This window comes from Streptomyces sp. NPDC087422 (assembly GCF_044744145.1).
Lineage (GTDB): Bacteria > Actinomycetota > Actinomycetes > Streptomycetales > Streptomycetaceae > Actinacidiphila.
Genome location: NZ_JBIUXT010000014.1, coordinates 35,108 through 48,341 on the forward strand (window position 1 = coordinate 35,108; position 13,234 = coordinate 48,341).

The 13,234-nt window shown below is 69.5% G+C and carries 13 protein-coding genes and 1 pseudogene; 5 read left to right on the plus strand and 9 right to left on the minus strand.

The annotated features are described in order from the left end of the window. Positions 1-47: 47 nt before the first annotated feature. Positions 48-1,622, minus strand: a complete 1,575-nt coding sequence (locus tag ACIO6U_RS31720) for a DHA2 family efflux MFS transporter permease subunit (RefSeq protein ID WP_391049634.1) — start codon at positions 1,620-1,622, stop codon at positions 48-50. A gap of 234 nt (positions 1,623-1,856) precedes the next feature. Here ACIO6U_RS31720 and ACIO6U_RS31725 point away from each other — a divergent pair, with 234 nt between their 5' ends. Beyond that, the gene (locus tag ACIO6U_RS31725) at positions 1,857-2,435 is read left to right on the plus strand and encodes a helix-turn-helix domain-containing protein (protein WP_355342276.1); all 579 of its coding nucleotides are present in this window, start codon (positions 1,857-1,859) and stop codon (positions 2,433-2,435) included. A gap of 185 nt (positions 2,436-2,620) precedes the next feature. Here the strand turns inward: ACIO6U_RS31725 and ACIO6U_RS31730 are convergent, their stop codons facing one another. After that, positions 2,621-3,358 carry a M23 family metallopeptidase gene (locus ACIO6U_RS31730; protein ID WP_401724356.1) on the minus strand — a complete coding sequence of 246 codons (738 nt, stop codon included), beginning with the start codon at positions 3,356-3,358 and terminating at the stop codon, positions 2,621-2,623. Positions 3,359-3,868: 510 nt separating this feature from the next. On the opposite strand from ACIO6U_RS31730, the gene ACIO6U_RS31735 reads away from it, so the two are divergent. The 3 genes and pseudogenes from ACIO6U_RS31735 to ACIO6U_RS31745 all read left to right on the plus strand — a co-directional run. Next, positions 3,869-4,222, plus strand: a complete 354-nt coding sequence (locus ACIO6U_RS31735; protein ID WP_391049637.1) for a trypco2 family protein — start codon at positions 3,869-3,871, stop codon at positions 4,220-4,222. After that, positions 4,219-4,848: a hypothetical protein gene (locus ACIO6U_RS31740; RefSeq protein WP_401724359.1), complete on the plus strand. Its 630-nt coding sequence runs from the start codon at positions 4,219-4,221 to the stop codon at positions 4,846-4,848. Before ACIO6U_RS31735 ends, ACIO6U_RS31740 begins: the two co-directional genes overlap by 4 nt. Next, a pseudogene (locus tag ACIO6U_RS31745) lies at positions 4,829-4,969 on the plus strand (hypothetical protein); the annotation flags it as partial. The gene ACIO6U_RS31740 and the pseudogene ACIO6U_RS31745, both read left to right, overlap by 20 nt. Positions 4,970-6,234: 1,265 nt before the next feature. Here ACIO6U_RS31745 and ACIO6U_RS31750 read toward each other — a convergent pair. Continuing rightward, entirely contained in the window at positions 6,235-8,754 is a 2,520-nt protein-coding gene (locus tag ACIO6U_RS31750; protein ID WP_355342267.1) for an ATP-dependent Clp protease ATP-binding subunit, read from the minus strand. A 434-nt stretch (positions 8,755-9,188) separates the two neighbouring features. Here ACIO6U_RS31750 and ACIO6U_RS31755 point away from each other — a divergent pair, with 434 nt between their 5' ends. Next, positions 9,189-9,773, plus strand: a complete 585-nt coding sequence (locus ACIO6U_RS31755; protein ID WP_355342264.1) for an SCO3374 family protein — start codon at positions 9,189-9,191, stop codon at positions 9,771-9,773. Here ACIO6U_RS31755 and ACIO6U_RS31760 read toward each other — a convergent pair. The 6 genes from ACIO6U_RS31760 to ACIO6U_RS31785 form a co-directional block, all read right to left on the minus strand. Next, positions 9,704-10,042, minus strand: a complete 339-nt coding sequence (locus ACIO6U_RS31760) for an Lsr2 family protein (protein ID WP_355342261.1) — start codon at positions 10,040-10,042, stop codon at positions 9,704-9,706. The genes ACIO6U_RS31755 and ACIO6U_RS31760 overlap by 70 nt on opposite strands. 121 nt (positions 10,043-10,163) lie before the next feature. Further along, positions 10,164-10,682, minus strand: coding sequence for an amino-acid N-acetyltransferase (locus tag ACIO6U_RS31765; protein ID WP_355342258.1), 519 nt, complete (start codon positions 10,680-10,682; stop codon positions 10,164-10,166). A gap of 9 nt (positions 10,683-10,691) precedes the next feature. Continuing rightward, positions 10,692-11,087, minus strand: coding sequence for a BlaI/MecI/CopY family transcriptional regulator (locus ACIO6U_RS31770; protein WP_355342255.1), 396 nt, complete (start codon positions 11,085-11,087; stop codon positions 10,692-10,694). 166 nt (positions 11,088-11,253) lie between these two features. After that, positions 11,254-11,430, minus strand: coding sequence for a hypothetical protein (locus tag ACIO6U_RS31775; RefSeq protein ID WP_355342252.1), 177 nt, complete (start codon positions 11,428-11,430; stop codon positions 11,254-11,256). A gap of 60 nt (positions 11,431-11,490) precedes the next feature. After that, the gene (locus tag ACIO6U_RS31780) at positions 11,491-12,270 is read right to left on the minus strand and encodes a hypothetical protein (protein ID WP_355342249.1); all 780 of its coding nucleotides are present in this window, start codon (positions 12,268-12,270) and stop codon (positions 11,491-11,493) included. Positions 12,271-12,434: 164 nt separating this feature from the next. Beyond that, positions 12,435-13,229 (minus strand): type III pantothenate kinase, encoded by a 795-nt coding sequence (locus ACIO6U_RS31785; protein WP_355342247.1) that lies wholly within the window; start codon positions 13,227-13,229, stop codon positions 12,435-12,437. Positions 13,230-13,234 lie beyond the last annotated feature (5 nt).

Genomic DNA, 13,234 nt, shown 5'->3' on the forward strand with positions numbered 1-13,234 from the left:
GTCGGCCGGGGCGGGCGCGGGGCTCGTACGGGGTAACGGTCGGATGATCAGATGGCGTCGGCCAGGACCGGGGGCTGTTCGTCCTCGGAGCTGGCGGCCTTGGGGGCCGCGGCGCGCAGCGGGGTCTCGGTGATGAACCAGGCCGCGGCGAAGCCGACGACGCTGATGACGGCGCCCCACAGGAAGACGGTGTGGGTGCCGTCGGCGACCGCGTGGAAGTACGCGTCCTTCACGGCCGGCGGGAACTTGGCGATGGTGGCCCGGTCGAGCTGGGCACCGGCTCCAGCGGCCCCGGAACCGGCTCCGGCGGCGCTGGAGGCCATGCCGTGGGAGACGGTGTGCGTGAACAGGGCGCCGAAGAGCGAGACGCCGAAGGAGCCGCCGATCGTGCGGAAGAGGGTGGAGGACGAGGAGCCGACGCCGATGTCCTTCATCTCGACGCTGTTCTGCGCGATCAGCATCGTGATCTGCATGACGAAGCCCATGCCGACGCCCAGTACGGCCATGTAGAGGCCGGAGGTGAAGCGGCTGGTGTTGACGTCCATGGTGGAGAGCAGGAACAGGCCGAAGGTCATGAAGGCGCCGCCGACCAGCGGGAAGATCTTGTACTTGCCGGTGGAGGTGGTGATGCGTCCGGCGACCATGGAGACGACGAGCATGGCGCTGAGCAGCGGCAGCAGCAGGAGTCCCGAGTTGGTCGCGGAGGCGCCCTGGACGGTCTGCTGGTACAGCGGCAGGAAGGTCATCGCGCCGAACATCGTGAAGCCGACGATGAAGCCGACCAGCGAGATCAGCGAGAAGTTGCTGTTGCGGAAGATCCGCAGCGGCAGCACCGGCTCGGCGGCGCGGGTCTCGGCGTAGAGGAAGGCCGCGAGCGAGACGAGGCCGAGCACGAGCAGGCCGATGATCTGCGCGGAGCCCCAGGCGTACTGCGTGCCGCCCCAGGTGGTGAGCAGGACCAGCGAGGTGATCGCGACGGTGAGCAGCGACGCGCCCCAGTAGTCGATACGGCCCGAGCGCCGCTTCTTCGGCAGGTGCAGCACGATGGTGACCATCGCGAGGGCGACGACGCCGATCGGCAGGTTGATGTAGAAGCTCCAGCGCCAGCCCCAGTTGTCGGTGATGCTGCCGCCGACGAGCGGGCCGCCGATCATGGCGATGGCCATGACACCGGCGATCATGCCCTGGTACTTGCCGCGCTCGCGGGGCGGGATCATCTCGCCGATGATCGCCATCACGCCGACCATCAGACCGCCGGCGCCCAGGCCCTGGACGGCGCGGAAGCTGATGAGCTGGTCCATGGTCTGCGACATGCCGGAGAGCGCGGAGCCGAGCAGGAACAGCACGATGGACGTGAGGAAGATGCCCTTGCGGCCGTACATGTCGCCGAGCTTGCCCCAGATGGGGGTGGAGGCGGCGGTGGCCAGCGTGTAGGCGGTGACGACCCACGACAGGTGGTTGAGCCCGCCGAGTTCGCCGACGATCGTCGGCATCGCGGTACCGATGATCATGTTGTCGAGCATCGCGAGCATCATCGCGATCAGCAGGCCCGCCATGACGACGCGCACACTGCGCTGTCGCGGCTCCGCCTTGACGGCGGCGGCGGTGTCGGTCTGGGACATGGCGGTGGGTCCTCCCCCGGTGAGGGCGGTTCTCCGGGTCCGGCGACACTCACTTCGCCGTCCGCTTACTTGCCGCCCGGCTAGCTAGGTACGGAATGAAGGTACGGGCGTAACTAGCCGGGCGTCAAGTAAGTGCGTAGGGTTTGACCAAGGCCGTACCGTCATGCCCCGTACAGCCAGTCGAGCCGGTCGGGCTCCGTCTGCCCGACGCGAGCGCAGCAGGAGTGCACAGCCATGGTCACAGCGCAGACCCGCCGCGGCGACACCCGCCGCCGCATCCAGGACGTCGCCCTCGAACTCTTCGCGGAGCAGGGCTACGAGAAGACCTCACTGCGCGAGATCGCCGAGCATCTGGACGTCACCAAAGCGGCGCTCTACTACCACTTCAAAACCAAGGAAGACATCCTCATCAGCATCGCGCAGGACCTGTCGAAACCGGTCGACGCGCTGATCGCCTGGGGCAACGAGCAGCCGCGCACGCTGGCCACCAAGCAGGAGGTGCTGCGCCGCTACAGCGAGGCGCTGTGGGGCGCGGAGGCGCTGTTCCGGTTCTTCCAGGAGAACCAGGCCACGGTGCGCGAGCTGAGCATCGGCGAGTCCTTCAAGGGCAAGATCGGCTCGCTGAGCGGGCTGCTGAGGGAGCCGGAGTGGCCGATGCCCGCGCAGGTGCGCTGCATGACCGCGCTCTTCGCCATGCACGCCGGGATGTTCGCGATGCGCGACATCGAGGGCGATCCGGCCGCCAAGCGCGCCGCCATCCTCGACGTCGCGCTCGACCTGGTCGCGCAGGCGGAGGCCGAGGCGGGGGTCTGAGGGGGCTGAGCTTGCGAGGTGCTGAGCTTGCGAGGTGCTGAGGGGCTCTTCCGAGGGGCCTCGCACGGGTAGAGACGGCGGCCGGATGTTGACGGCCGCCGTCTCTCTTGTACGACTGGATCTCTTGTACGACTGGTGGGATCAGACGTGCGTCGGACGTGCGTCGGACGTACGTCAGATGTACGTCAGACGTGCACGCCGTGCGCGCGCAGGAAGTGCAGCGGCTCGACGGAGGAGCCGTAGTACGGGGTCTTGCGGATCTCGAAGTGCAGGTGCGGACCGGTCGAGTTGCCAGTGGAGCCGGACTTGCCGATCTCCTGGCCGGTGTCCACCTTCTGGCCGACGTGCACGCCGATGTGCGACAGGTGGCCGTACTGCGAGTACGTGTTGTCCGCGTGCTTGATCACGATGTTGTTGCCGTACGCGCCGCCCCAGCCCGCCGTCACGACGGTGCCGGTGTGCGCGGCCCGCACGCTCGTGCCGCTCGGCACGACGAAGTCCTGGCCGGAGTGGGTGTGCGCCCAGTGCGGACCGGCCTGCGCGTACCCCGCGCCGATCACGTAACCGCTGGTCGGGGTCACCCAGGACGCGCTGCGGGCCTTGCGGTCGGCGGCGGCCTTGGCGTCCGCGCGCTTCTTGGCGTCGGCCGCGGCCTTGGCCTTGGCCTCGTTGGCGGCCTTGGTCTTCGCGGCGTCGGCCTTCACCTTGGCCGCGGTGGCCTGCTGGCCGCTGGCCTGCTTCTGCACCACGTCGGAGATGCTGCTCGCCGTCCCGGCGGCGAGGAATCCCTCGTGCTGCGTGTCGGCGGCGATCGCCGCCGTCGAGCCCAGGGCGAGCGCCGCGACCAGTCCGCCCGTCACTACCGCGACACGGCCACGGGTGACGGACTTCGGGGCACGGTTCATCGTCGAGTTCTTGCGCATGAAGAAACAACCTCACTGAAAGGGGGGAGCAACAGGTCCGGAGATCCGAAACATCCGACTGCGGCTCGTTGCCCATCCTTGGTAACGCGGCATTCCGCCGGACCACAAGGACCCCTATTACTAAGCGCGGTCGTAGTGCCGACCTCTCGGATTCCGCCCTTCCCTTCACCCTTTTTACGTCGAATGCCCGGTACGCCCCCGCACTCAAGGCGCACCAAAACGGGCATCAAGGGCCCCGCTCCTTCACTTCCCTGTCCCCCGCCTGTGCGTGATCCACAGGCTCCGCACACCCCGCGAACCCGCCACTATTTCGCTTAGTAAGTGGCCTGGCTCACATGGGGCACATCACCTCGCCACGCGATCCGGCGAATTCCACCGGGACCAAGGACCTGTGACCGCCGCCACTTCCGCGCCCCTTCCCCGCCCCTTAGAACCCGCCCCCTTCAGCGAATTCGTGGCGCGGGTCACATTCCCGCCCCTATCGTGAGGCCCGGACACAAGGGGGGCTCCATGCCGGATCTGCCGCACACACCGCTCGACGCCATCGACCTGGCCGACGCCGTCGAAGCCGTCCGCCACGGCCTCGTCACGGGCGCCGCCCGCGGCGCGGGCCAAGCCGTCCGCTTCGAGGTCGGCGAGATCCACATGGAATTCGCCGTCACCCTCGAACGCGTCCGCACCGGCCACGGCGGGATCAAGGCCGTGGTCGTCGAAGCGGGCGCCGACACCGCCCGCACCACGGGCCGCACCCACACGGTCTCCTTCACGCTCCGCCCGAAGGACGCGGCGACGGGCCGGCCGGTGGAGATCGCCGCCCCGGACGAGGGCACCCTGCCGGGTGACGCGCCCCGGCCCCCCCGGTGAGCGGGCCCTTACGGGAGCGGCTGACGGTCGTCCGCAGCCGAGGCGTCCAGGGCAGCGGCTACCTGCTGACGCCCACGCTGGTCCTGACGGCCGCGCATCTCGTGGCGGGCACGGACGAGGCCAGGGTCACCGTGCTCGGCGGCGCGGGCGAGGCCAGCTGCCGCGTCGCGGGCCGCTGGTACGAGAACACGTCGGGCACCGACGTGGCCGTCCTCGTCGCGTCCCGACCACTGGCCGACGAGAGCGCCTTCGCCCGCGGTCGCCCCAACCTGTGGGCCATGCTGTCCTCCCTCGCCCCCGTCCCCGACTGCCAGGCGATCGGCTTCCCCTACGCCCAGCGCGACGCGAGCGGCGGCCTCGACACCGAACAGCTCACCGGTACGTACAAGCCCGGCTCGGGCCTGCTCGGCGGCCGGGACGTACTCGCCGTCGACGGCACCCCGCCCGCGCCGCGCCCCGACGGCCTCTCCCCCTGGGCGGGCATGTCCGGCGCCGCCGTCTTCGCGGGTGACGTCCTGATCGGCGTCGTGACCACCGACCCGACCGGCTGGCAGCGACGTCCTGGCCGAACGGCGCGGGCTGGTCCTCATCGACGGCCTGGACGAGATCGACGAACGGTCCCGTGAGCGCGTCGGCGACTGGCTGCGCGGCCTGCTCGCCGCGTATCCCGGCAACCGCTGGCTGGTCACGTCCCGCCCGACGGCCGTCTCCGACTCCTGGCTCGCCGACGAGGGCTTCACCGACCTGACCCTCTCCCCCATGAGCCGGGGCGACATCCGCGCCTTCACCGAGCGCTGGCACGACGCCGCCCGCGCCAGCGTCCCCGACGACGAGCCCGAGGAGCGGGCGCGCCTCGACACGTACCAGCGCACCCTCCTCGACGCCCTCCACACCAAGCAGGACCTGGCCCGGCTCGCCACGAACCCGCTCATGTGCGGCCTCATCTGCGCCCTGCACCGCGACCGCAGCGGCTACCTCCCCACCGGCCGCAAGGAGCTGTACGACGCCGCCCTCGGCATGCTGCTGATCCGCCGTGACCGCGAACGCGATCTGGCGACCCCGCTCACCGAGGAACCGCAGATCCAGCTCCTCCAGAAGCTGGCGTACTGGCTGGTGAAGAACGGCCAGGCCGAGATGGACATCTCCGACGCCATGAGCCTGATCTCAGCCGCCCTGCCCGCGATGCCGTCCGCCGCCGCGCTCGGCGACAGCGCCTCCGTCTACTGCCACCTGCGCGACCGCAGCGGGCTGCTGCGCGAGCCCACGCCGGACACGGTCGACTTCATCCACCGCACCTTCCAGGACTTCCTGGCCGCCCGCGCAGCCGTCGAAGACCTCGACTTCGACCTGCTGGCCGCCAACGCCCACCACGACCAGTGGGCCGACGTCATCCGCATGGCCGTCGCCCACGGCCGCCCGGCCGAGCGGGCCAGGCTGCTGCGGAAGCTGATCGAGCGCGGCGACGCGGAGCCGGACCACTCAGCCCGGCTGCACCTGCTGGCGACGGCGTGCCTGGAACACGCCACAGAGCTGGACCCGCGGGTCCGCGCGGAGGTGGTGCATCGTGCGGAGAGGCTCATCCCGCCACGGACGGCCGAGGACGTCCAAGGACTGGTGAGCGTCGGCCCGCTGGTCCTGGAACTGCTTCCGGGCCCGGAAAGGCTGAGCCGCGACGAGGCCTCGGCCGTCGTCCAGGTGGCGTGGTCCATCGGTGGAGACGCCGCGGTCGTTCTTTTGGCTCGGTTCGCAGCTCACGACCGCCATCACGGAAGCGCGTTGCCCCAGGGACCCCGGCCCGGTCGACCTGGCGCCGCTCGCGGCCCTTCCCGCTCTGACCAAGGTCACGGTCACCGGCCCCGGCCCCGTCCTCGACGCCGACCGCATCCCGCGCGTGAAGGTCACCGTCCACGCCCCGAGGTGACAAAAGGGGCGGGCCCCGGAGCGTTACCGCTGGTCCGGGGCCCGCCCCTCACTGCGCCGCTGTCGCGGCGGACGCTACCGCGCCGGAGGCGCTACGCGTCCTTGGTCAGATTCGGCCCGCTCGCCGTCTCCACCGGCGGGGCGTCCGCGACCGTGACCTTTTCCTCGCCACGGAACGTGAACTTGGCCGTCTCGCCCTCGCCCTCGACGTCGACCACGACGATGTGACCGGGGCGCAGCTCGCCGAAGAGGATCTTCTCGGAGAGCGAGTCCTCGATCTCGCGCTGGATGGTCCGGCGCAGCGGCCGGGCGCCCAGGACGGGGTCGTAGCCGCGCTTGGAGAGCAGCACCTTGGCGTCGGGGCTGAGCTCGATGCCCATGTCGCGGTCGCGCAGCCGCTCGTCGACCCGGCTGATCATGAGGTCGACGATCTGGAGGATGTCCTCCTCGGTGAGCTGCGGGAAGACGATGACATCGTCGACGCGGTTCAGGAACTCCGGGCGGAAGTGCTGCTTCAGCTCGTCGCTGACCTTGTTCTTCATCCGCTCGTAGTTGGACTTCGTGTCGCCCTGGGCGGCGAAGCCCAGGTTGAAGCCCTTGGAGATGTCCCGGGTGCCGAGGTTGGTGGTCATGATGATCACCGTGTTCTTGAAGTCCACGACCCGGCCCTGGGAGTCGGTCAGGCGACCGTCCTCCAGGATCTGCAACAGCGAGTTGAAGATGTCGGGGTGGGCCTTCTCGACCTCGTCGAAGAGGACGACGGAGAACGGCTTGCGGCGCACCTTCTCGGTGAGCTGGCCGCCCTCCTCGTACCCGACGTAGCCGGGAGGCGAGCCGAAGAGCCGCGAGACGGTGTGCTTCTCGCTGAACTCCGACATGTCGAGGGCGATCAGCGCGTCCTCGTCGCCGAAGAGGAACTCGGCGAGCGCCTTGGACAGCTCGGTCTTACCGACGCCGGACGGGCCGGCGAAGATGAACGAGCCGCCGGGACGCTTGGGGTCCTTCAGACCGGCACGCGTGCGTCGGATGGCCTTGGAGAGCGCCTTGACGGCGTCCCGCTGGCCGATGACGCGCTTGTGCAGCTCGTCCTCCATGCGCAGCAGGCGGGAGGACTCCTCCTCGGTCAGCTTGAAGACCGGGATGCCGGTGGCGGTCGCCAGGACCTCGGCGATCAGGTCGTCGTCGACCTCGGCGACGACGTCCATGTCGCCGGCCTTCCACTCCTTCTCGCGCTTGGTCTTCGCGGCGAGGAGCTGCTTCTCGTTGTCCCGGAGCGAGGCCGCCTTCTCGAAGTCCTGCGAGTCGATCGCGGACTCCTTCTCGCGGCGCACGTCGGCGATCTTCTCGTCGAACTCGCGCAGGTCCGGCGGCGCGGTCATCCGGCGGATGCGCATCCGGGAACCGGCCTCGTCGATCAGGTCGATCGCCTTGTCCGGCAGGAAGCGGTCCGAGATGTACCGGTCGGCCAGGGTCGCGGCGGCCACCAGGGCGGAGTCCGTGATGGACACCCGGTGGTGCGCCTCGTACCGGTCGCGCAGGCCCTTGAGGATCTCGATGGTGTGCTGGAGCGACGGCTCCGCGACCTGGATGGGCTGGAAGCGGCGCTCGAGGGCCGCGTCCTTCTCCAGGTACTTGCGGTACTCGTCCAGCGTGGTGGCGCCGATGGTCTGGAGCTCACCGCGGGCCAGCATGGGCTTGAGGATGGAGGCGGCATCGATCGCGCCCTCGGCGGCACCGGCGCCGACCAGGGTGTGCAGCTCGTCGATGAACAGGATGATGTCGCCACGGGTGCGGATCTCCTTGAGGACCTTCTTCAGGCGCTCCTCGAAGTCACCGCGGTAGCGGGAGCCGGCGACCAGGGCGCCGAGGTCAAGCGTGTAGAGCTGCTTGTCCTTCAGCGTCTCGGGCACCTCGCCCTTGACGATCGCCTGGGCCAGGCCCTCGACGACGGCGGTCTTGCCGACGCCGGGCTCGCCGATGAGCACGGGGTTGTTCTTGGTGCGGCGGGACAGCACCTGCATGACCCGCTCGATCTCCTTCTCGCGCCCGATCACCGGGTCGAGCTTGGTCTCACGAGCGGCCTGGGTCAGGTTGCGGCCGAACTGGTCGAGGACGAGCGAGGTCGAGGGGGTGCCCTCGGCCGGGCCGCCTGCCGTGGCCGACTCCTTCCCGCCGGAGTAGCCGGACAGGAGCTGGATGACCTGCTGCCTGACCCGGTTGAGATCGGCGCCCAGCTTCACCAGGACCTGGGCTGCGACGCCCTCGCCCTCGCGGATCAGGCCGAGCAGGATGTGCTCGGTGCCGATGTAGTTGTGGCCGAGCTGGAGGGCCTCGCGGAGCGACAGCTCCAGGACCTTCTTCGCCCGGGGGGTGAAGGGGATGTGGCCGGACGGGGCCTGCTGGCCCTGGCCGATGATCTCCTCCACCTGCTGGCGGACCGCCTCGAGCGAAATCCCGAGGCTCTCCAGGGCCTTAGCGGCGACACCCTCACCCTCGTGGATCAGGCCCAGGAGGATGTGCTCGGTGCCGATGTAGTTGTGGTTGAGCATCCGGGCTTCTTCCTGAGCCAGGACGACAACCCGCCGCGCGCGGTCGGTGAACCTCTCGAACATCGTTAATCGCTCCTCAGAGCGGTCGGGCAGTGAGGGGTCGGTCCCCTCCCTGTCCTTCCGCATGCTAGTCCCGCACAGCGGCGCCGCTCACGTATCCACCCCCGCTCGCGCGAGGAAAGCTGCGCTACCGGCTGACGTCACTCACACAACCTCGATGGTGCGAGACGATGTTCCCGCAGGCCAGGCGAATACCCCTTTATCAAGTACGCCCGTGGCGAACGCACGCCCTCGCCTGCTCGAACACCAGCCCTTCCCACTAGGTACTTCTTACCCTCTGCCCAGGACACTCCATGCCGAAAGCGGCTGGGGAGTGCGCTAAGGGCGAACAACCTTGCGCCGTTACGGACACTTCCGGCCGACACCGAACGTGTTCACCCATCGACGGTACGTGGTCGCCGCCGTAACCCCTGCCCCGGCGGGCAGTTGCACTCGGCATGGGCTGGTACGAGCACGAACTGGGGTGGCCGACCACCGGGGCGCTGCCGCCGGGTCTGGTCACCGGGGTGCGGTTCGACGCGGTGGACGTGCCCGCGGAGGCGGGTCTGGCGATGCTGAACCGTTTCCCGCGGCCGGGCCAGCTCGGCCCGGTGGCGCTGGACGGCCACCGGATCCGGCTGCTGGTGGCCGCCGGATCCGCCGAGGAGCTGCCGGGGCTGCTGGAGTGGCTGGAGTGGGGCGGTATCCGGCTGGATCTGACGGCGCTGGGGTCCGGCGCTCCGATGCGAGCGCCGGCGCACCCCGAGTGGGGCCGCCGGGAGGCCGCGTACGACCGGTCCGCGCCGGTGTGGCTGCGGCCTCCCCGACCGGGGTGCGAAGTCGAGTCCACGGTGCCCGCGCTGCGTGTCACGGATGGAGCCGATGGAACGGGGGTACCCATCGGGCTCACGGCACTGGTGGCCGCCCTTGCGACGGCCTGCCACCGGATCACGCTGCGGACGCGTAGCCAGGATCAGCCGTGGGCCTTCTCGTACGCCTCACGAATGGTGGCCGGAACACGACCGCGGTCGTTGACCTCGTAACCCTTCTCCTTGGCCCACGCACGGATCTTCGCGGTGTCGGGACCGGAAGCGCCGCCTCCGCGGACCGCCTTGGTGCGGCCACGACCGGCCCGTCCGCCGGTACGACGGCCACTGTCCGTGTACGGGTTGAGCAGCCCGCGGAGCTTGTCAGCATTCGCGGTGGTGAGGTCGATCTCGTAGGTCACACCGTCGAGAGCGAACGTGACGGTCTCGTCCGCCTCGCCGCCGTCGAGGTCGTCAACAAGAAGAACCTGGACCTTCTGAGCCACCGGCTTCCCTTTCATCGAAAACGGATTAACGGTAAAAGCAAAGCGCCTTTGCGGGAAAAACACAAACCCCTTGCACGAACGGGCGCCCGCGAGGTAGCGCGATCCGGACAAACCGGAACGGTCAGAGTTGCAGCAGCATGCGGCTGTTGCCCAAGGTGTTCGGTTTCACTCGCTCCAGGTCCAGGAACTCCGCGACACCCTCGTCATTGGAACGGAGGAGCTCGCCGAAGACATCGCCGTCGACCGGCGTCTCCCCGATCTCCACGAAGCCGTGCTTCGCGAAGAAGTCCACTTCGAAGGTGAGGCAGAAAATTCGGCGGACTCCCAGCCAGCGTGCGGTGTGCAGCAACTTTGCCAGCAACTGGTGGCCGACACCCTTGCCGCGCTGCGTCGGGTCCACCGCCAACGTCCTGACCTCGGCCAGGTCCTCCCACATCACGTGCAGGGCGCCGCACGCGACCACGTTCGCGTCCTCGTCCCGTTCCGCGACCCAGAACTCCTGGATGTCCTCATAAAGGGTCACTGTCGGCTTGTCGAGCAGGATGCCGTCACGCACATAGGAGTCGAGCAGCGTCCGTACCGCGGCGACATCGCCGGTGCGCGCCCGGCGGATGGTGACGTCATTCGACATGAGGGGCATGTGCGGACGCTATCGCCCTTCGGGATCCGCAGGACCGGAGGGGTCGACGGACTGGATGATGCGCAATGCGTCACGGACCGCTTCACGCTGTTCCGGAGACATCATGCCGAAGAAGTGGACGAGCGCGGCGGCCGGGTTGTCGCTCGCGGACCACGCTTCGTTCATCAGTGCGGCAGAGTATGCGGCACGCGTCGAAACGGCCTCATAACGATAAGCGCGGCCTTCCTCCTCGCGGCGGAGCCAGCCCTTCTGGCGCAGGTTGTCCATTACGGTCATGACAGTTGTGTACGCGATGGATCGATCCCGTGAGAGATCCTCCAGGACCTCACGAACCGTGACCGGTCGGTTCCACTCCCACACTCGCGTCATGACGGCGTCTTCGAGGTCTCCCAATGGCCGGGGCACATTCCGGATACTAGCCGCAGACGTTCCGCTTATCGGGACCAAACGGGTCGGACCGGCGCACGGCGCCTTGTCGGGCGCCGCGCACCGGTCCGTGGATCGGGCATGGATCTTCGGCCAAGTATCAGATGATATTGATTTCCTTGGCCGTCAAATGCCGCGGCGGGCGTCAGCGGTCCTCGGCGGAGGGCTGGCGCGCGGCCTCGGCGCGGGCGAAGGCGGCGTCCACCGCCGCGTCCTCCTTGGCCTTGTTGGCCCCGCCCTGATTCTTGATGATCGTCACGATGACGGCGATGAAGAGGATCGCCATCACCAGCGGCGGCACGATCGCGGATACGTAGTCCATACCGACCAGCGTAGCCACGCCTCCCGCGCCGCCGACGGCGGGTGGGTGCGGCGGGGCCCGTCAGGCTGAGCGGGCCTCGTCGTCCCGCTTGGGCGCGGCGGGCTTGCGGCCGGGCGGCCAGATCTCGGCGGGCGTCGGCGGGCGCTTGGGCGCGCCCTCGCCGGGTCCCGGCGAGGGGGACGGCGCCGGGGACTTCGGGCGGGGCGAAGGAGCCGGGGACGGCTTCTTCTCCGCCGGGTCCGCGGCGGTGGCGGAACGGGCGCCCGGAAGGGCGAGCAGGCGGCGCGACGTGGTCATATGGGCCTCCAGACGGAGTCGTACGTCGTTCTCTGCGAGGGTTTCGCAGCGGCGCAGCAGTGCGGTGCGCCGCCGGTACTCCGGGGTTCCGCTCGGTGCGGCCCGCAGGCGGCGCAGTGCGGCGAGGTCGTCCGCGCCGGGTACGTAGCCGCCGGCGAGCGCGGCGGTGAGCCGTTCCAGATACCCGCCCGCGCTTCCGGGCAGCGCCTGCCGGTACCGGCTCAGCTCGTCCAGCAGGAACGACCGCAGCCGTCCCGCCTCGGCCACCGCGTCGTCCACGGCGTGCACGAGCCGGAGGTATTCCTGTACGTGCTCGGCGGGCCGCGCCGGTACGCGCGCCTGTGCGGCGGGGCGTACGGGTCCGCGGAGCTGTTCCGCCGGGCGTACGTGCTCGGCCGGGCGCGGCGCGAGCACGGCGTCGGCGGCGGCGGTGTCGGTCCGGCCCGCGTAAGGGGACAGGACTTCCGCCAGGGCTCGGCGCAGCACGCGCAGTTCGTCCGCGCTGAACGCCATCCCGCCTCGGTTTCCGTGTGGCGTGGGCATAGCGAAAGATTAGTCTTTAACCGGACAAATCACACGCATCCTCGCGCACTCGGGTGCGTCGCCCGCCCCGTACCGCCGCAAGCCCCCCGTACGGCCCGGAGCCGCCCCGTACCGCCGGGCGACACGGCGAGACACGCCGGGCGACACGGCGTACACCCCGGGCGCTACGACGTCTGGACGTTCCGCTCGTACACCAGCCGTAGTCCGATCAGCGTCAGCCAGGGCTCGTGCTCGTCGATGATCGACGCCTCGCCCAGGACCAGCGGCGCCAGGCCGCCCGTCGCGATCACGGTCACGTCGTCCGGGTCGTCGGCCAGCTCGCGCGCCATCCGCTCGGCGATGCCGTCGGCCTGCCCGGCGAAACCGTAGAGGATGCCGGACTGCATGGCCTCGATCGTGTTCTTGCCGATGACGCTGCGCGGCCTGGCCAGCTCGATCTTGCGCAGCTGCGCGCCGCGCATGCCGAGCGCGTCCACCGAGATCTCGATGCCGGGCGCGATGGCGCCGCCCACGTACTCCCCGCGCGCCGACACCGCGTCGAAGGTGGTCGCCGTGCCGAAGTCCACGACGATGCACGGGCCGCCGTAGAGGTGCACGGCGGCCAGCGAGTTGATGATCCGGTCGGAGCCGACCTCCTTGGGGTGGTCGACCAGGATCGGCACACCGGTCTTGACGCCCGGCTCGACCAGGATCGACGGGACGTCGCCGTAGTAGCGGCGGGTCACCTCGCGCAGCTCGTGCAGCACCGACGGCACCGTCGAGCAGATCGCGATGCCGTCGATGCCGTCGCCGAGGTCGCCGAGCAGCGGGTGCATCCCCATCAGGCCCTGGAGCAGTACGGCCAGTTCGTCGGCGGTACGGCGCGGGTCGGTGGAGATCCGCCAGTGCTCGACGATCTCCTCCCCGTCGAACAGCCCGAGGACGGTGTGGGTGTTGCCGACGTCGATGGTGAGCAGCATGCGCC

What these genes read in the sequence shown, in the direction of transcription:
- ACIO6U_RS31720 (WP_391049634.1), bottom strand. Translation starts at nt 1,622, where the DNA reads ATGTCCCAGACCGACACCGCCGCCGCCGTCAAGGCGGAGCCGCGACAG.
- ACIO6U_RS31725 (WP_355342276.1), top strand. Translation starts at nt 1,857, where the DNA reads ATGGTCACAGCGCAGACCCGCCGCGGCGACACCCGCCGCCGCATCCAG.
- ACIO6U_RS31730 (WP_401724356.1), bottom strand. Translation starts at nt 3,358, where the DNA reads ATGCGCAAGAACTCGACGATGAACCGTGCCCCGAAGTCCGTCACCCGT.
- ACIO6U_RS31735 (WP_391049637.1), top strand. Translation starts at nt 3,869, where the DNA reads ATGCCGGATCTGCCGCACACACCGCTCGACGCCATCGACCTGGCCGAC.
- ACIO6U_RS31750 (WP_355342267.1), bottom strand. Translation starts at nt 8,754, where the DNA reads ATGTTCGAGAGGTTCACCGACCGCGCGCGGCGGGTTGTCGTCCTGGCT.
- ACIO6U_RS31755 (WP_355342264.1), top strand. Translation starts at nt 9,189, where the DNA reads ATGGGCTGGTACGAGCACGAACTGGGGTGGCCGACCACCGGGGCGCTG.
- ACIO6U_RS31765 (WP_355342258.1), bottom strand. Translation starts at nt 10,682, where the DNA reads ATGCCCCTCATGTCGAATGACGTCACCATCCGCCGGGCGCGCACCGGC.
- ACIO6U_RS31775 (WP_355342252.1), bottom strand. Translation starts at nt 11,430, where the DNA reads ATGGACTACGTATCCGCGATCGTGCCGCCGCTGGTGATGGCGATCCTC.
- ACIO6U_RS31780 (WP_355342249.1), bottom strand. Translation starts at nt 12,270, where the DNA reads ATGCCCACGCCACACGGAAACCGAGGCGGGATGGCGTTCAGCGCGGAC.
- ACIO6U_RS31785 (WP_355342247.1), bottom strand. Translation starts at nt 13,229, where the DNA reads ATGCTGCTCACCATCGACGTCGGCAACACCCACACCGTCCTCGGGCTG.